General features: G+C 29.0%; 20 protein-coding genes. 12 read left to right on the forward strand and 8 right to left on the reverse strand.

What is annotated here, in order from left to right; all coding sequences use genetic code 11:
- Both ABWP60_RS07880 and ABWP60_RS07885 read left to right on the forward strand, forming a co-directional pair.
- On the forward strand, positions 1–702 hold a 702-nt coding region (locus tag ABWP60_RS07880), incomplete at its 5' end, for a colicin E3/pyocin S6 family cytotoxin (RefSeq protein ID WP_353150944.1).
- A gap of 9 nt (positions 703–711) precedes the next feature.
- On the forward strand, positions 712–966 hold the full coding sequence (locus tag ABWP60_RS07885) for a DUF7683 domain-containing protein (protein WP_353150946.1): 255 nt from the start codon (positions 712–714) through the stop codon (positions 964–966).
- 332 nt (positions 967–1,298) lie between these two features.
- Here ABWP60_RS07885 and ABWP60_RS07890 read toward each other — a convergent pair whose 3' ends face one another.
- From ABWP60_RS07890 to ABWP60_RS07910, 5 genes are read right to left on the reverse strand one after another with little or no spacing between them, the layout of a single operon-like run.
- Positions 1,299–1,955: a response regulator gene (locus tag ABWP60_RS07890; protein WP_353150948.1), complete on the reverse strand. Its 657-nt coding sequence runs from the start codon at positions 1,953–1,955 to the stop codon at positions 1,299–1,301.
- Complete coding sequence (locus ABWP60_RS07895) at positions 1,952–2,464, reverse strand: sensor histidine kinase (RefSeq protein WP_353150951.1); 513 nt, start codon at positions 2,462–2,464, stop codon at positions 1,952–1,954. The genes ABWP60_RS07890 and ABWP60_RS07895 overlap by 4 nt, the downstream gene beginning before the upstream one ends.
- Before the next feature lie 9 nt (positions 2,465–2,473).
- Positions 2,474–2,713: a sensor histidine kinase gene (locus ABWP60_RS07900; RefSeq protein ID WP_353150954.1), complete on the reverse strand. Its 240-nt coding sequence runs from the start codon at positions 2,711–2,713 to the stop codon at positions 2,474–2,476.
- Positions 2,692–3,318, reverse strand: a complete 627-nt coding sequence (locus tag ABWP60_RS07905) for a hypothetical protein (RefSeq protein ID WP_353150957.1) — start codon at positions 3,316–3,318, stop codon at positions 2,692–2,694. Before ABWP60_RS07905 ends, ABWP60_RS07900 begins: the two co-directional genes overlap by 22 nt.
- On the reverse strand, positions 3,318–3,629 hold the full coding sequence (locus tag ABWP60_RS07910; RefSeq protein WP_353150960.1) for a hypothetical protein: 312 nt from the start codon (positions 3,627–3,629) through the stop codon (positions 3,318–3,320). The genes ABWP60_RS07905 and ABWP60_RS07910 overlap by 1 nt, the downstream gene beginning before the upstream one ends.
- 116 nt (positions 3,630–3,745) lie before the next feature.
- Here ABWP60_RS07910 and ABWP60_RS07915 point away from each other — a divergent pair, with 116 nt between their 5' ends.
- The 3 genes from ABWP60_RS07915 to ABWP60_RS07925 all read left to right on the forward strand — a co-directional run bounded on the left by ABWP60_RS07915 (position 3,746) and on the right by ABWP60_RS07925 (position 6,575).
- On the forward strand, positions 3,746–4,660 hold the full coding sequence (locus ABWP60_RS07915; RefSeq protein WP_353150963.1) for a patatin-like phospholipase domain-containing protein: 915 nt from the start codon (positions 3,746–3,748) through the stop codon (positions 4,658–4,660).
- Between the two features lie 309 nt (positions 4,661–4,969).
- Positions 4,970–5,950 carry a hypothetical protein gene (locus ABWP60_RS07920; protein WP_353150966.1) on the forward strand — a complete coding sequence of 327 codons (981 nt, stop codon included), beginning with the start codon at positions 4,970–4,972 and terminating at the stop codon, positions 5,948–5,950.
- On the forward strand, positions 5,943–6,575 hold the full coding sequence (locus tag ABWP60_RS07925) for a hypothetical protein (RefSeq protein ID WP_353150969.1): 633 nt from the start codon (positions 5,943–5,945) through the stop codon (positions 6,573–6,575). Before ABWP60_RS07920 ends, ABWP60_RS07925 begins: the two co-directional genes overlap by 8 nt.
- 416 nt (positions 6,576–6,991) lie before the next feature.
- On the opposite strand, the gene ABWP60_RS07930 is transcribed toward ABWP60_RS07925, so the two are convergent.
- The 3 genes from ABWP60_RS07930 to ABWP60_RS07940 all read right to left on the reverse strand — a co-directional run bounded on the left by ABWP60_RS07930 (position 6,992) and on the right by ABWP60_RS07940 (position 11,608).
- A complete protein-coding gene (locus tag ABWP60_RS07930) occupies positions 6,992–8,089 on the reverse strand; it encodes a tyrosine-type recombinase/integrase (protein WP_353150972.1) in 1,098 nt (365 codons plus the stop codon).
- Between the two features lie 487 nt (positions 8,090–8,576).
- Positions 8,577–8,957 carry a RidA family protein gene (locus ABWP60_RS07935; protein WP_353150975.1) on the reverse strand — a complete coding sequence of 127 codons (381 nt, stop codon included), beginning with the start codon at positions 8,955–8,957 and terminating at the stop codon, positions 8,577–8,579.
- A gap of 32 nt (positions 8,958–8,989) precedes the next feature.
- Entirely contained in the window at positions 8,990–11,608 is a 2,619-nt protein-coding gene (locus tag ABWP60_RS07940) for a putative LPS assembly protein LptD (RefSeq protein WP_353150978.1), read from the reverse strand.
- A 131-nt stretch (positions 11,609–11,739) separates the two neighbouring features.
- Between ABWP60_RS07940 and ABWP60_RS07945 the strand changes: the two genes are divergently transcribed.
- From ABWP60_RS07945 to ABWP60_RS07975, 7 genes are all read left to right on the forward strand, one after another.
- The gene (locus ABWP60_RS07945; RefSeq protein ID WP_353150981.1) at positions 11,740–12,828 is read left to right on the forward strand and encodes an N-acetylmuramoyl-L-alanine amidase family protein; all 1,089 of its coding nucleotides are present in this window, start codon (positions 11,740–11,742) and stop codon (positions 12,826–12,828) included.
- Between the two features lie 4 nt (positions 12,829–12,832).
- A complete protein-coding gene (locus ABWP60_RS07950) occupies positions 12,833–13,951 on the forward strand; it encodes an N-acetylmuramoyl-L-alanine amidase family protein (RefSeq protein ID WP_353150984.1) in 1,119 nt (372 codons plus the stop codon).
- Between the two features lie 74 nt (positions 13,952–14,025).
- Positions 14,026–14,994 carry an MlaD family protein gene (locus ABWP60_RS07955; RefSeq protein ID WP_353150987.1) on the forward strand — a complete coding sequence of 323 codons (969 nt, stop codon included), beginning with the start codon at positions 14,026–14,028 and terminating at the stop codon, positions 14,992–14,994.
- A 4-nt stretch (positions 14,995–14,998) separates the two neighbouring features.
- Positions 14,999–16,336: a 4Fe-4S dicluster domain-containing protein gene (locus ABWP60_RS07960; protein WP_353150990.1), complete on the forward strand. Its 1,338-nt coding sequence runs from the start codon at positions 14,999–15,001 to the stop codon at positions 16,334–16,336.
- Positions 16,337–16,402: 66 nt separating this feature from the next.
- On the forward strand, positions 16,403–16,849 hold the full coding sequence (locus tag ABWP60_RS07965; RefSeq protein WP_353150993.1) for an LNS2 domain-containing protein: 447 nt from the start codon (positions 16,403–16,405) through the stop codon (positions 16,847–16,849).
- A gap of 52 nt (positions 16,850–16,901) precedes the next feature.
- On the forward strand, positions 16,902–17,693 hold the full coding sequence (locus tag ABWP60_RS07970) for a (Fe-S)-binding protein (protein WP_353150996.1): 792 nt from the start codon (positions 16,902–16,904) through the stop codon (positions 17,691–17,693).
- A 2-nt stretch (positions 17,694–17,695) separates the two neighbouring features.
- Positions 17,696–18,178 (forward strand): ABC transporter ATPase, encoded by a 483-nt coding sequence (locus ABWP60_RS07975; protein ID WP_353150999.1) that lies wholly within the window; start codon positions 17,696–17,698, stop codon positions 18,176–18,178.
- Positions 18,179–18,224 lie beyond the last annotated feature (46 nt).

The raw sequence follows: 18,224 nt of genomic DNA on the forward strand, positions 1-18,224 counted from the left end.
GGGTTCAATACTTATTCATATGGATGGCGTGAATACGATCCTGCAATTGGTAGATGGATGAATATTGACCCGCTGGCTGAAATGTCTAGAAGATGGACACCATATAATTACTGTTATAATAACCCAATTATATTTATTGACCCAGATGGAATGCTTTCAAAATCTTTTGGAGATGAAGAATTTATAGATTGGAAAGAAGAGAATAATACTAGAAACACTCTTGGAGAATCAGGAGAAGATAATAGTTATTTAGGAGGAGAAAATGAGGAAGAGAAAAAAACTGAAGCAAAAAAAGAAGGAAAAGCAAAACACGGACAACCAGTTTATATACCTGCCCCCAAAGAATTACCTGGCTTTCCTGGAGCAAAAAGACTGCCTAATAAAGAAGGAAAAAGACCAGGATGGACACTTCCGAATGGAGGATTAGGTGAATGGGATTCACAACATGGTGAATTAGAAGTATATGATAAAACAGGTAAAAAGCATAAAGGTGGGTACAATCCAGAAACTGGAGAAAAAAACAAGAATGGAGACCCGGGGAGGATAGCAACAAGAGCAAAATTTGAGGTAAATAATACAGTTCTTGTAAAAACACCGTCACCAATAAGAATAAGTCCTCCAAAAACAAGTCCACAAACAGTAACACTTGGCTCTGCTTTACTTATTGTTGTTATAATATTATTGATTCCAATTGGATTTTAAAAAAGAAATATGAAGACTGAATTATTGATTGAAATATATAAAATTAAAGAAGAAGAGTTTTTTAAAGAAATTAATATTAATCATTATGATTTAATTAAAATTAATGAAATTTGTCCTCCATATGAAGAATTTGATGTTGAATATTGTAATGGATATGAAATTAAAGAAAATGATTTTAAAAAGCTCGAAAAATATATAAAAGAATTAAAATCTTATAATTTTAAAGATTTTAGTTATAGTATTATAACCAGACAAGTTGGTTAGGTAATTTACCAGATGTGGGTAATGTATCAGATTTAGTGATGCTTTTATTTTTGGTAATTAAAGTGTTGAAAATCAATATAAAATTATAAATAAATAGTAATTAGGAGTGCAATATTGTGCTCCTTTTTGTGTTATATAATTTAACTCTGTTCGTAAATGCACAGGTACTAGTAAATGTACTGCTTGTAAAAATTGCAAGTATTGTAAATACTTTGCTAAAGTTGGAGGCAGCTGTGGTGTGTGTAAGTAATATAGCGCTAATTAAGTAGTTAAATAGGAGTAGCAAACATATTGATTTACTTTCAAATCGCTAATTGTGATTTTTAAGAAATTTATAATTCTTCTAGTTTTATAATTCGATTTTTTAAAGTTAAGGTAACCACATCAGTAATGTTTTTTTGATTGGTTTTTTGTATGATTCGTCTTCTATGATTTTCAACAGTTCTAGGACTAATATTAAGTATTTTTGCGATATATTGATTGTCTTTTTGTTGGGAAATTAAACGAATGATATCAATTTCTCTATCTGTGAGTTTAAATTGATTTAAAGTACTAGGTTTTATAATTGATTTGTATTCTAATAATTCAGGTAAAATAGCTCTTGTAGAGGAATCAAAATACGTTTGATTATCCATAATTTTTCTGATAGCAATTTCTATTTCGGAAGAATTAATTAACTTACTACAATACCCATTCGCTCCAGCTTTAATTAAATTAGAAACAGATAATTCACTAATCAATTGTGTGAGTACCAAAATTTTAATTTTTTGGAAGTGCAATTTAATATGTTTGCATATTTCTAGGCCACCCATTTTGTTCATTTGTAAATCTAAAATTAACAAATCAATTGGATAGTTTTTTAGATAATCAAAAAGGCTATTTCCATCATCTGTGTCATACACCACTCGAACATCTTCAATTTTTTTGAATGTTTCTATAAAACCATGTCTCACCAAATGGTGGTCTTCAACTATAGCGATTTTTATCATAATTCAATTGTGATTTTAAAAATATTTAAGTTTTCAGAAACAATATGTTTAAGTTTTGCATTAGTAGACTTCAATCGTTCGTTTAATCCAAGCAGTCCCATTCCACCAGAATTGTTCAATGCCATTTTGTAATTAAAATGCTCGCCGTCATCTTCAAAAGTTAATTTTAGCGTATTTTTATTAACGATAATAGAGAGTTTGCAATAACTAGCTCGGTTGTGTTTAATGAGATTATTTGTAATTTCTTGAATGATACGATAAACTTGGTACGCAATATTTTCATCAATAACCAATTCTTCATCTTCATATTCTAGTTCAAAGTAGGTTTGACTTCCCTTTGATAAAGTAGCAAATCGTTCACTAACAGCAGGAATTAATCCTTCCAACTTTAATTTAGAAGGCATAAGAGAATAGCTAATATCTTTAATGCTTTTTGTTGCTAAATCAATAGATTGCTCTAAATGTTTGATGTAGTTAATTTTTTCTTGGTTTTGTTCATCAAATGACAATAGGTTGACCTAGTTTTTAATTGCCACAAAATCATTTTGTAAGCCATCATGCAAGTCATGTGCTATTCTAGCTCTTTCATTTCTTTCTAAATCAAGTTTTTCTCTAAAGTTTTTTTCGGTATCTAAACGTTTGGAATTGATATAGTATTTATGATAAAAAACTGCCACACCAATTTGGAACATACCAAAAATAAAAATTACTAAACTAGAAATGATTATGACATTATTTAAACTTTCTTGGCTTTCCATATGGCAATGTAAAATGACAATCTGTAGATAAAAAGTAATAGTAAATTGATGTACCAATAGTATAATAAAACAGGACTTTTAGTATATCTGAAAATAGTTTCTAATCCAAAAATAAAAAACGTACCTGAATAATACAAAATCATACCCGAAAGAATATAAAACACTGGAAAATGAAGTAAACTACTAGTTTCTAGTTTTTCAAACTGTTGAATAGTCCATTTAGTAGAACCAGTAAATACTAACAGGCAATGAGTGATTGGAATGAATAACTCTAATGCGGTACTGCTAATTTTAAAATGATATAAATAGTACATATAAATAAACAATACGCTATAAATTCCAATAATAATATAAAAAACTGATTGGGAAAGCCCAATCAGTTTTCTGAAGAAATATAATAATCCGATAAACTCTAAAAAAGGATAAATTTTAAACCAAATTTCTGAATTGACCTTAAAATATATTGTAAATATTAATTCATACAATGCTCCAAAAGAGAATAAAATAACTAAATGCAATAAATTATTATTACTTTTTAGTTTGACATAAAATACTAAAAGTAATAATGAAAAAATATTTAAAAGTATTATAAGGCTGTAGAGCATTATTTTAAATCAGTATTACTAGGACATACAGCAGGACAAGGTGCTGTTCTGTCTAAAATATACCCTTTTGTCATATCTTCGTTATTACTATTTACACCTACAATAACTAAATTAGTGCTGTCAGTTTCTTTATCATAACCGTTATATATTCTTAAACCGATGCAATCTTCTTGTTGTAATATTTTGTCAAAATGATTCGCACCTGCAAAATACCCTTTTTTTGAATCTGGATAACGTTTTCTAAATTCATTTACCATTTCTTGAGCTTGAGATAATGTAATTTGTTCTCCTGTGTTTTTGTTGATTTCCATTATAGTATAAATTAAAAATTAAGTCGTAAAAATACTAGTTTAAACTATTTATATATTGCGTAATATTACGCAATATATAAATATTCAGACCTAATAACTTTGTTTTTTTATTTGGTATGAAAACAAAAATAAATATTTTATCTGTAGATTCAGGAGGTGTGAGAAATTTAATTTCAGCATACATCTTACAAAAAATAGAAGACGAACTTCAAAAAACGCAAAATAACTCACAGTTAAAGATTGTAGACATTTTTGATACGTTTGTATCAGTTGGTTCTAGCTCGCTTTTAAGTTATCTCTATCAAATTCCAGACTACCAAGGTGATTATTTTTCTGCTCAACAAGTCACGGAACATTATAAGGCTATTGCCGCTAAGATATACAAACAAAAATGGACTTCGTATTTGAAACTTTCCAATACAATTTGTAGTCAACAGCAATTGATACAGAGTGTTAATATTTTGTTCAGTAATCTAGAAAATGTAAAAAACAGTAAAAACAATATTATACCCTTATATAATTTAACAAAAGGAGAAATTGAAATCGTAAATGCGGTTACGAGTGATTTAACAGCAGAAGATTTGCTAAATGCCTCACTTGCAACTTCACCTTTTTTCAAAACAACCAAGATAAATGACACCGTGTTTTGTAGTGGAGAACATGTGTCTGCAAATCCAAAATACTGTTTAGAAGATGAAATATTTAAAAAAGCATTTTCCGAATATGAGGTGATAAATATTCTTTCAATAGGAGCGGGGAGTAATACAATACAGTCTACGAATAATACAATAAAAATAATTGCAAAAGATTGTGCAACTCAATTTGTTGAGCAACGTTTTTTTCCAAACCAAACTGTAAATTATTATAGAATTGATGTTCCAACAAAAGATTTTGATGTTTTCAAACCATTACATACAAATTCCTACATCGATTTTTCAAAACAAAACATATATGCAATGAATACAGCAGGTCAATTAGCTATGGGTGCTTTGGATGATAAGGAATTTAAAAAGTTTATTCAAGCTTTGTAAATGGCTATTAAATATACTCAAGTCTTTGTAGAAAAAAAAACAGTATTTTCTAATTGAAAATTTTTAATTTGAAAATAATGTGAATTTTCGATAGGTAATATTGATTTTCGGTAGCTAAATAATAATCAGAGTGTTTATTTTTATACTTGATGCGTAAAAATGCTCAATGTTTTAAAAATTCAATCGGTTAATTTTGAGCATATATATCAAAATAAATATAGCTTTGCTCAACTAAACTTAAAAAAACTGAGCGTATATACAAGTTGTGCGTCATTTTAGCCGAACAGAAACTGAAACAAGAAACTATATATGAAAAATCCTAAAATTGAAGTTTATAAAGTTATTTTAAGTCCAACTAATGAAAAGAATAAGGATGTATTCTCATTTAGAGAATTATTTATTTCAAAATATGATTTAGAAGATAAAGTATCAGATAAAAAGGTTTACAATGCTTTTTATGAAGATATTTTTAAAACTTCAGATTATAATGAAAATAATAAATTAAGAAAAGCATTTCGATTAAGCAGTGATATCACAAAAAATGTGACAGATTTTTATATTCATGGAGTAATGGAAGGTGGAGCATACGATGTTGGAAAAACTGCTGGAAATAGAAGAACAAAAAGAGAAAGTAGAAAGTTTCATAAAGATGTCATAATCCAAGATGATTTTTACTTTTTATTACAAACTAAATTAGATAAAAATATTGGTATTTTAATTATACAAACTTATGGTCAAGAAAATATAGATGATATTTTTAAACCTTTTATAAAAAAAATTTTCCAAAAAGCAGGACTTTCTTATAATGCTATAATTGCACCTTTTATTCCAAAAAGTATTGAAGAAATGGCGAAAACAACTGCTTTGGTTAGTGAGTTAAATTATCAAACGAAAAACATTAGGATTAATCAACTTTCAGAAAATAAAAAAGATAAACTAGAAGGTAAATTTAATCTTAAAATTACTCTCACACCTGTAGATGGAAGTATTCCTTTACCTACTTTAGATAGATGGCGCCAAATGATTGGGAAATCTTTACTTAAGTTACCAGGTAATGAAATGACTTTAGATAATTTTAATTCCAAAACAGGTTATATAAAAAGTAAAACACTGAAAAATCCTGCTAGATTTGAAATTGATGCTGAATCAATAAAAATTAAACCTACACTTTATTTAGAAAAAGTAGATGATGTAATTCTTGAAGAAAATGGAACACCTGATTGGGAATCTTTAAAAAAATATTGTTCTGAAAGTCTATTACCAGATTTAGAAACTGAAATATATGAGTAAACCAAAAACATATGAGAATTTAAAAATTATTTTTAACGAAAGTTATAGATGGAGAAATTCTGATTTATCTTCAGATGGATCAAATGTGAAATTTACTTTTTTCAGTTCTACAAATCTTTATGTTTTGTTGGTTTCTACTTTTATTTCTTTAGTCAGTTTGAACATAAATGATACTGTATTAAATGCAATTTTAACTTTTGCTTCAATATATTCTTCCCTAATCATACCAGTAATAATAATGGTTTATGATAAATACATACAAAATCCAATAAAAAACTTAACTGATATTCAACAAAAAAGTGAAGGGGCAAAAAAGAGAGAAGAAATTTTTAAAAACTTTACTAGTAGATTTGTTTTTACCGCATTAGAAACAGTTTTAATTGCAATATTTATAATTGTTATTATATTGTTATACAAGTCTTGCCCATCACCTGTTTTGAATACAAACATTTGGGAATATAAATTTGTCAGATATAATGAGGAATCGTTTTCACTTTTCTTACAATTATTATTTATACAGTTTGGTAAAATATTTTTTTTATTCTTAATGACAAGATTTTTATGGTTCATATTTTTTAGTATTGGAGCATTGGGAGATTTTTTCAATAATGGATTAAAAAATTAAAAAAAACGAACGCAAAACAGCAGTTTCAAGAAATGGCGAGGCACGGGATTTATCAGAAATTGGAACGGTAATTAATTGAAAGTTTTTGTTATATTTGTAAAAGCTTGGTCTTGGTTCATCGCCACTTCATGAAGCCGCAACACGTTATCCCAAATTATTATGAAAACACACATTGAACATAATTCCTAAAAACATATTTAATCAACAAAAGGTGTTTTTCACTTTCTTGTTAAAGTTTTTTGTATGCTATTTAGTGGCTATAGTGCTGTAGATAATTTTATTTTTAATTCAATAAATCAAATTTTTAATTTTTTATTTAGTATTCTAATCTCAAAAATAGCTATTTCTGCCACAATTTTTTTACTAATTGAATTTTAAAGGGCTATTAAGCCCTTTTATATTTTATCGCAAGAAAATTATTGTAGAAAAGCATATTTTGATATCCTTAAAGCATTTACTTCTTTTTCAACTTTGATATAATTAAAAAATATTTTTTCAGTTTTATGTCCAGAAATCGCCATAATATCGTGTGGTGGAATACCAGAATAATAGGCATTAGTACAAAATGACCTTCTAGCGGTGTGTGTACATATAAATTTATATTTTGGTTCTAAACGTTCCACTTGAGTACCGCCCTCTGTTCTAATAAATTTGTAATTTTCTTTAATATCAGCTCTTTTACAAATTGATTTTATATGTTCGTTTATTGTATTTTGATGAATATATTTAGGCAATTTACCTTCTCTTTTATCTAAAATTCTTTTAATAACAGAATTGATTGGTATAACAACAAAATTTAAAGTTTTAGATTGTTTAATACGAATAAATTGAGTTTCATCTTGTGTAATTATTTCAGGTTTTTTCAAGAAGTTTAATAAATCGCCAATACGCAATCCTGTATTACATCCTATTAGGAAGATATCTCTAGCGATATTTAGTTCTTCATCATTTAAAACTAAATTTTCAATTCTCAATAATTCATCTTGATTTAAATAGGGGTGATTTATAACCTCAGTTACCTTTGAGAAATAATTTTTCTTAAATTCTAGATTAGTATGTTTATCTTCATCATATGCATATCCCATAACTGTTTTTAGTTTTTGAATCACTGTCCCAATATAGTTTTTGGTATATTTTTTTTCATTGGTTAAATAGTCAATAAATTCATTGTAAAAACCCCTATTAATATCGTCAAAATTTAAGTTTTTTATTTTCTTATAAATCAAGAACTTTTTAACAACATTTAAAGAACTTTTTAGAGTATTTAATGTTCCTTTAGTAAGTATTTTTTTTGAAAATGGTGAATTGTTTTTTGAGTAAAATTCTAAAAACCATTCATAATATTTAATGAAATCTTTGTTGGCATCTAAATATTTTTGATTTTCGCTAAAAGGATTACTTTGAAATTTTGAAATTGGTTTTTCAAATATGTCAAATACTTTTGCAAACATACTTTTAATAGAATCAATTTCTATTTCCTTTTCATTTTCTTTGTATAGTAAATCGTTTAACAAATTTTCAAATTCCGATAACTTACTATTAATAAGTTTTGCATTGAATGTTGAAGAGGGTAACTTCATTTTTTGTTTGTTACTATCCCAATCTTTATCAGAATTAATTACAAAATTGGTTGATGCTCTAAATCTTGAATTTTTTCCGTGTCTAAATTCAAATTGGATAGTACTTTTTTCACTACCTTTACGAAGATAAAATTTCGTTTTCATACTTTAAAAAATTAAATTGTTTTTTTTTTTAAAGTTATAAATGAGTTGTTTTTTATCCAATTCGTGTGACCATTTTTGTGTCCATTTAGGTCCTATTTTGGCAATTTGTGTCCACTTTTTTGAAAAACAACTTTTTCAAAGCACCAATAAAACCGCTACAAAGCCAATAAAATCATAAAAAACCTTCTAAGAACAACATTCAGACGAGGTCACAAAATAAAAACGCAAACCCTTAATTATCAAAGGTTTGCGTTTTTTTATTGGTTTAATAATGAAATTATCTAATCGCAATAACAGAAATTTCAACATTCACATTTTTTGGTAAACCAGCCACCTGAACAGTTTCTCTAGCAGGCGCATTTGATTCATTAAAATAAGCGCTATAAATGGAGTTTATTTTTGAAAAATTATTCATGTCGCTAATAAAAATAGATACTTTTATTACGTTTTCAAAAGTCATTTCAGCAGCTTCTAAAACGGCTTTAAGATTTTCCATAACTTGTTTGGTTTCGGATTCAATATTTTCTAAAACCAGTTTGTTATTTAATGGATTTATAGCAATTTGACCAGAAGTATACAATATATTTCCAACCAAAACAGCTTGATTATATGGTCCAATTGGTGCAGGAGCTTTTTCTGTAAATATTATTTTTTTCATTTTTTCAATTTATACATTATACTTAAGTCCATTTATCTCAATCTAGGATCAGGTAAATTTCTTTTATCCCATTTAATATCACTTAACATTGAAGATTTTATTCCGATAAAGAAATTCCATGATTGATATAAACCAATTGGAACAATACTAAAACTCATTCGCCAGCTTTCTAAATCTCTTTCAAATCGAAGTTGCGTAAATGAAATTCCTTTTTGTGCAAAATCATAACCTGAAGAGAATCCCATTTTCCATTTTACAGCCATATCAATATTACCCGATACCATTACAGAATTTGTAGTTATTTCTCGTTGACTTGCATTATTACTATACGTTAAAGAATAAGCAATTTGTAAATCCCAAGGAAATTTGTAATTAAATAGCTCTGCTTGCTGATTTTTTGCATCATCCTTTTTAAATAAACTTTCATCTTGGTTACTTAAATCAACAGCAGCACCAAATAAATCATCTTTACGACCACCATTTTGAACCGTTTGTTTAGATTCTTTTTTTCCGCCAATTTCATTACTGCTAACAGTATAATTTAAGGTAATATTAGAACTAGTCATTCTAGCTAAACCGTTTCCATTGTTTATACTAAATTCATTAATTCTTTGGTTATTAGTATCTAAATCATATGGATCGAATCGGGCACCAAAATTTACGCCTAATTTATTATCAAATAAAGTAGTTCCTCCAATAAAATTAATGGGCTCTAATTTAAATTCTTCAGCGGTCAAATTATAACTTGTAGAAAAATTAAATTGATTTAGCAAAGATATCTTTTTGGTAGCTCCTTTTTTACTTGCTGCATCCAATACTTTTGCTTCCAAGGAATTAGAAATTCCAATACCAATTGAATTTGCTACACCCAATCCAGGCGCACCCAACAAAGTATTTTCAAACCTACTATAACTTATGTAATTTCCTAAATTATCTTGATATTGGTCATAATATCGCTCAAAGCTTGGCGTATAACCATATGAAATACTTGGTCGAATTAAATGTCTAAGCGCTTGAATTTTGTTGGTTTCTTTAAACGTATACGTTCCGTAAATTGTGGTTCCAATACTAGAAGAAAAATTATAAGTTCGATACGAATCAAAACCATTTTTTCTAACTATTTCAACTTTATTAGTAGTAGTATTAAATATTTTTTCATTGGTATTAAATACCCAATTTTCTGCAAATGCGGTACCAACTGAAACACTAAAATGTTTAAAAATTTTAAAATTTGTAGTAATGGGAATAGTATTTGCTATTCCAGCTATAGCAGTATCAAACATTTGGGATTTAAATAGAAATTCTTCTTTTGTAGAAATTCTGTTTTCTCCTCTTAGTCCATATTGAAAATTAATATTTTGAAAAATTCCTTTTTTAATTCCATCTTGTTTAGCAAAAGGAAAAATTCTGTCCACACTAGCATTGAATGAGGGTAGTGTTAAATTTACAACTTCAGTATTGGTGTTTTGATTATGAGTTACAGCAAAAGCAAAATTTACTAAAGGTATAATAGGAACAGTTTTAGAATAACTAATTGAGGAACTTAATGTGTTATTTAAATTAGAGCCAACATTTACAATATTTAAGGATTGACGAAAATATTTACTACTTCCAAAATTCACTGAAGATGAAAATCTAGAATTTGCTGATGCCTTTGCATCTTGACTATGCGACCATTGAATATTATACTGATTGGTTCGAGCATACCCGGGAAAACCTTTTTCACCCAAAACCAGATTTTCATATCTTACTTGAAAATTTCCACTAAATTTGTATTTTTTGGCGTAAGATGTCTCAGAACGAAGCGCATAACTTCCATTGGTGTAATAATCTCCTAAAAGGGCCAAATCATAATAGTCACTCAGTGCAAAATAATACCCTCCGTTTTGTAAAAAATAACCTCGGTCATTGTTTTGACCAGGTGCTGGCATAATTACTCCAGAGGTATTTTTATTAGTCATTGGGAAAAATGAAAAAGGCACGCCAATAGGAGTAGGTACATCTGCAATATACATGTGGGTTAAACCGGTTACAAATTTCTTTTTCGGAACCAATTTGGCTTTGTATGCTAAAAAATAATATTCAGGTTTTTCAATGTTTTCAGAAGTAGTAAACCGAGCTTTTTTAAAAAAAATAACCGAATCATTTTCTCTTTTTGAAATTTCAGATTTAAGAAACATTTCTCCTTGTTTACTTCTTGTATTCCAAATTTGAGCTTTTCCAGTTTTTGTATTAAATCGAATAGAATCGGGTTCAATAATATTTTCACCTTGTTTGAAATATGGAAATTGAGAATATACGCCAGCGCTATCTTTTAATCTTCCCGCATACACTTCGTTTTTCTCATAGTCTAAAACAATAATTCCAGATTTTAGAATAAAATCTTGATAATGTAGTTCTGCCTCATTATAAAGTGTCAACCTTTTTTTTCTTTGATCCAATCGTTCATAATCTTTTGCTTTACGGTTGACTATGCCTTCTAATAAAGGTTTTTTTGTTGTGTCTTTTTTAATTGTTGTTTTTGTTGCAACTAATTCATTTACATTCAGTTGTACGCTATCTTTTTGAGAACTGTTTTGACAGTAAATTTCTAAATTACTAACAATTAGAAAAAAAAATAAAAAAACGATATGATTAATCTTTGTACTCAAATCTATAAATACTATTTTTGTAAAAAATGGTTCGGTTTTTGAAGGGTCAAACTTACGTATATTTTTTGTTAAAATTAATTATTTAATAAAATTATAACGTATTTGAAACAACTGAAAATAATTAATCACATATGAAAAAAATACTAGTAGCTATATTCATCTGCTTATCAGTTTTTTCTATAGCGCAAGAGAAAAAATTTAAAGTGGTTTTAGATGCAGGGCATGGAGGAAAAGATCCAGGAGCTGCAAAAAATGGATGCATTGAAAAACTAATTGCCTTGGATGTGGTTTTAAGAATTGGTAAAATTTTAGAAACTTATCCTGATTTTAATATAAAATATACCCGATCAACAGATGTTTTTATTCCTTTAAAAGATAGAGCAAAAATTGCTAATGATTTTGAGGCTGATTTATTTGTGTCTGTACATTGTAATTCATCAGTTTCCCCAAAACCATATGGTGCAATGACTTTAGTTATGGGTTTGTCCCGCGCAGGCATGAATTTTGAAATTGCAAAAGCAGAAAATGCTGTAATTTCATTAGAAGATAATTTTAAAGAAAAATATGAAGGTTTTGATCCAAATAATCCAAATACACAAATTGGCTTACGAATCATGCAAGAGGAAACATTAATGCAAAGTATAAATTTCGCAAGTTCTGTTCAAAGTTATTTTAAAAATTCATTAAACAGAAAAGATTTGGGAATGCATCAGCAACCACTTTGGGTGTTAGATGCAACAGTGATGCCAGGTGTATTAATAGAATTAGGTTTTTTAAGTAACGTGCAAGAATCAAAATACATGAAATCTGAAGAAGGTAAATCTAATTATTCTCAAATTATTGCACGTGCTATTATTGAATATAAAAATAATCTTAAGGGTACAAATACGCCTCCAAACGTTTTACAAATAAAAGAACCATTAATTATTGAAGAGATACCAGTTATTGAAACAGATGTTGATTCTTCTTCATTAGTTGATGTTGGTCCTGAACCTATTTTGGCAGCTGATTCAGTATATAAAGTACAAATTAGTTTTAGTACCAAAAAAATAGATTTGATACCTGAAAATTTTAACGGATTAACTAATATTACTGTAGTTGAAGTTGATGGAGGATATAAATATTTTTACGGACAAGGAAGCTTAGAATTTTGTAAAAAATTAGTAGCAGAAGCCAAGTTAAAAGGATTTAAATCAGCTTTTATTGTTGCACCAAATTAACCCTATGAAAAAATCGTTAGTACTTTTATTTTTATGCTTATTTTCTTTATCATTTCATGCACAAACTAAAAAATTCAAAGTAGTTTTAGATGCAGGACATGGAGGTAAAGACTATGGCGCAACATATCATGGTAATATTGAAAAGAAAATTTCACTTAATACCGTTCTTAAAGTAGGAGAGATTTTATCAAAAGAAGCAAACATTGAAGTCGTTTACACCAGAAAAACAGATGTTTTTGTAGAATTAAATGAACGTGCTTCCATTGCAAATAAATCAAAAGGGCATTTGTTTGTCTCTATGCATTGTAATGCAAATGATAATCAAGCTGCTTCAGGAAATGAAACCTATGTTATGGGAGTTACACGAAATGCGGCCAATTTAGAAGTAGCAAAAAAGGAAAATGCCGTAGTAACCTTAGAAAGCGATTATAAAATTAAATATGATGGTTTTGATCCAAAATCTCCCGAATCGGTAATGGGAATTTCTATCATGCAAGAAGAAAATATTCAGCAAAGTATTGATATTGCCGGAAAAGTACAGCAAGCCTTCACGAAATTCACAACAAGTAAAAATAGAGGCGTTAAACAGGCCGGTTTTCTGGTGTTAAGAAAAATTATTATGCCTCGTGTACTTATTGAAATGGGATTTGTATCCAACAAACCAGAAGGTGCTTTTTTAAATTCAGAAGACGGACAAAATAAATTGGCAGAAGCAATATCAAAAGCAATTTTAGAATACAGAGATGATTTTTTTAAAACAGAAACGGCTACTTCTGTTAAAAAGGAAGAAACTAAAAAACCAATTGAAAAAAAAGAAGATTCCAAAAAGACAGACTTAAAAACAACATCAGAAAATAAATCGGCTTTAGAAGGTGTTACTTTTAAAATTCAAATTTCTGCAAGTGCTAAAAATTTAGAAACCTTACCCAAAAACTTCAAAGGATTAAGTACTATTTCTGTAGAAAAAGAAAATACCATTTACAAATACTTTTACGGTAATACAACATCGTATGCAAAGGCAAAGCAATTGTTAGAAGAAGCAAAAGCAAAAGGTTACACCTCATCATTTATTGTGCCTATAAAAAATGGTAAAAAAATAAAATTAAGCGAGGCAATCAAATAAATAATGTTATTTTTGTATCATTAAAAGACCTATTGCATTTTTTTAAAAGCACTAGTTAAAAGATATGAGCCCTTATGAAAATCACAAAAGAAATTAAAGTCGCTGTATTAGTTATTTTATCTATAGTATTATTTTACTGGGGTTTTACTTTTCTTAAAGGTAAAAATTTATTTGATACTAGCACAAAATTATATGCTGTTTATGATAATGTGGCGGGTTTAGTTGAAGCAGCACCCGTAACTTTAAACGGATTGATTATAGGAAAAGTAAATACTATTGAAATGTTACCAGATGGTAAAATGAAAGTAGAATTAGTAATTACCAACGAACAAATAAAAATTGCCAAATCAAGCGAAGCACAAATTATGGATTCTGGTTTGATTGGAGGTAGAGAAATTGCAATTTTAAATAACTTTTCAGACACCAATTATACACAATCTGGTGATGTACTAAAAACATCTAATAAATTAGGGTTAACTGCTGAATTAGCCAATCAAATAGGACCTGTAAAAGATAAAGTTGAAGTTTTATTAGAAAATGCTAATAAGTTAATCGAAAATTTAAATACTACTTTAGACGCTTCAACACAACAAAAATTAAAAGCTTCCATCGCTTCTTTAGAAAAAACTATGTCCGAATTTAGTCAAATTTCAAAAAATGCAAATGAAATTTTATCAGAAAATAAATCGAAACTAAATACAACATTATCTAATTTTGAAAAAACATCTAGTAATTTAAATTCAATGACCACTTCTTTAGAAAAAGCCAATTTAGGAGCAACAGTCAAAAAACTAGAAGCTACCTTAACCAATGTTAACGGGATTATGGCTAATTTAGAACAAGGAAAAGGTTCAATGGGAAAATTATTAAATGATGATGCTATATACACCAACCTTGCTAAAACATCAAAAGAATTGGAATTACTTTTGCAAGATTTACGCTTAAATCCAACTCGATATGTAAATGTGAGTGTTTTCGGAAAGAAAAACAAACCCTATGTAGCGCCTGCGACAGAACAAAATATAGAACAACCTAAAAACTAAATTTATGAGTTTTTTATCAAATAGTATTTTTGCAGTTTCCCTTATAATAGGTGTTGGCTTTTTTGTAAAAAATGTTAATAAAATAATACGAAATATTAAATTAGGACAAAATGTAAACCGAAGCGATAATGCTTCAGCACGATGGAAAAATATGGCATTAATTGCCATGGGACAAAAAAAAATGTTTACCAGACCAATCCCTGCTTTATTGCATTTTACCTTGTACGCAGCTTTTATTATCACCCAAATTGAGTTGTTAGAAATTATTGTGGACGGACTTTTTGGTACGCATCGTTTTTTTAAAACTGGTTTAGGTGGATTCTACACGTTTTTAATTAGCTTCATTGAAATCCTTACCTTATTAGCTTTAGTAGCTACTTTGGCCTTTTTATCCAGAAGAAATTTATTAAAATTACCTCGATTCAATAAAGCAGAAATGTTAGGTTGGCCAACCAAAGACGCCAACTTAATATTAATAATGGAAATCGTTTTGGTAACTTGTATTTTTACAATGAATGGAACAGATGAAGTATTATTTTCATTGGGTAAATCTCATTATGAAGGAACAGGTTCTTTTAATTTTGCCATTTCTAAACATTTAGGACCCGCTATATTCGGGGGAATGAGTGAAAGTACCTTGCATATTTTAGAGCGAGTAGGATGGTGGGGACATTTTTTAATGGTACTTGCTTTCTTAAATTATTTATATTTTTCTAAACATTTGCATATTTTATTAGCGTTTCCCAATACTTATTTTGCTGATTTAAATGCAAAAGGAAAATTTGATAACTTAGAAAGTGTAACAAACGAGGTTAAATTAATGATGGATCCAAATGCCGATCCGTTTGCTGCACCTGCAAATCCAGATGCGGTTCCAGCAAAATTTGGGGCATCTGATGTTCAAGATTTAAATTGGGTGCAATTGTTAAATGCGTACACTTGTACAGAATGTGGCCGATGCACTTCTTCTTGTCCAGCAAATATTACGGGTAAGAAATTATCGCCCCGTAAAATCATGATGGATACGCGTGACAGATTAGAAGAAGTTGGAAAAAATATCGATGCGAATAAAGGAGTTTTTATTCCAGATAATAAATCCTTATTAAACGATTACATTACGCCAGAAGAACTTTGGGCATGTACATCATGTAATGCATGTGTGGAAGAATGTCCAATCAATATTAGTCCATTATCAATTATTATGGATATGAGACGTTATTTAGTTATGGAGCAAAGTGCAGCACCAATGGAATTAAATGCCGTAATGACAAATATTGAAAATAACGGTGCGCCATGGCAGTATAACCAACAAGATAGAGTAAACTGGAGAAACGAAGCGTAGGAAATTTCAATATTAATATCAATATCAATTATAAATAGTAATAAACAAAACAATTACAACAAAAGCATGAAGAAAGAAGAAATTGACGCGAAATTAAAAGAATTAACAGTAAATGGAGAACATTTAAGTCCCGTTTTACCTGAAGGAATTAAAAACTATCTTATTGATATTGATGGAACCATTTGCGATGATATTCCTAACGAAGAACCAGAAAGAATGGCGACGGCAAACGTTTATCCAGATGCTTTAGAAACACTAAATAAATGGTATGATGAAGGTCATGTTATTTTCTTTTTCACGTCTCGTACCGAAGAGCATAGAGCTGTTACAGAGGCTTGGTTACAACAACATGGCTTTAAATATCACGGAATGGTTATGGGTAAACCACGAGGTGGAAATTACCACTGGATTGATAATCATTTAGTAAAAGCAACACGATACAATGGAAAGTTTACAGATTTAATTGAAAAAGATGTAACCATCCAAGTTTTTGATGATGAATTAAGTAATTAATTTGCTTTTTATATAATAATTTTGATAGAAAATAGCATAAACTATAAATAGTATGTCTGAAAATTTAGTAGTACCTACAATGGCCGAAATGATGGCACAAGGACAAACTCCTGAAGTTTTGTTTTGGGTAGGTTGTTCAGGAAGTTTTGATGATAGAGCCAAAAAAATAACCAAAGCGTTTGTTAAGATTTTAAACAAAGCCAACGTTCCTTTTGCGGTTTTAGGTACAGAAGAAAGTTGTACTGGTGACCCTGCAAAACGTGCTGGAAATGAATTTTTATTTCAAATGCAAGCCATGATGAATATTGAAGTTATGAATGCTTATGAAGTAAAAAAAATCGTTACAGCTTGTCCACATTGTTTCAATACCATTAAAAATGAGTATCCAGAATTGGGTGGTAAATACGAAGTGGTACATCATACAGAATTTTTAAAATCATTATTAGATTCCGGACGATTAACTATTGAAGGCGGACAATTTAAAGGAAAGCGCATTACGTTTCATGATCCTTGTTATTTAGGTCGTGCCAATACTATCTACGAAGCGCCAAGAGATTTAATACAGAAATTAGACGCAGAGTTAGTTGAAATGAAACGTTCTCGCGCTAACGGATTATGTTGTGGAGCAGGCGGCGCTCAAATGTTTAAAGAACCAGAAAAAGGAAATAAAGACATCAATATCGAAAGAACCGAAGAGGCTTTAGAAACGAAACCAGAAATTATTGCTGCAGGTTGTCCATTTTGCAACACTATGTTAACAGATGGTATCAAAAATAAAGAAAAAGAAGGTGCTGTTCAGGTAATGGATATTGCAGAATTAATTGCAAATGCGCAAGATTTATAATTATGTACACACCATTCGAAAATTTACCAGAAGATTCTAAGATTTGGATTTACCAATCGAACAGAAAATTAACTGACGATGAAGTAACTGCAATTACCAAAAAATGCCAAGAATTTGTTGAAAACTGGGCTGCACATGGTACAAGCTTAGAAGCTTCTTTTCTTTTAAAATATAACCGATTTATTATTTTTGCAGTCAATCAAGCAGTACAAAATGCAACGGGTTGTTCTATAGATGCTTCCGTACATTTTATTCAACAATTGGAACAAGAATATCAAATAGAATTACTTGACAAAATGAATGTTACCTACAAAATGGGAGAACATATTGCACATAAAACACTTATAGATTTCAAAAAAATGGCAAAGGAAAAAGCCGTAACTTCAAAAACTATAGTTTTTAATAATTTAATAAATACAAAAGGTGAATTTGAAGAATTTTGGGAAGTTCCAGCTGAAGAAAGTTGGCACAGTAGATTTTTCTAAAAAAAATAACTAACTTTGAAAATCATCAGAAAATAGAAATTTTGAT

This window comes from Flavobacterium sp., assembly GCF_040402895.1.
Taxonomy (GTDB): domain Bacteria; phylum Bacteroidota; class Bacteroidia; order Flavobacteriales; family Flavobacteriaceae; genus Flavobacterium.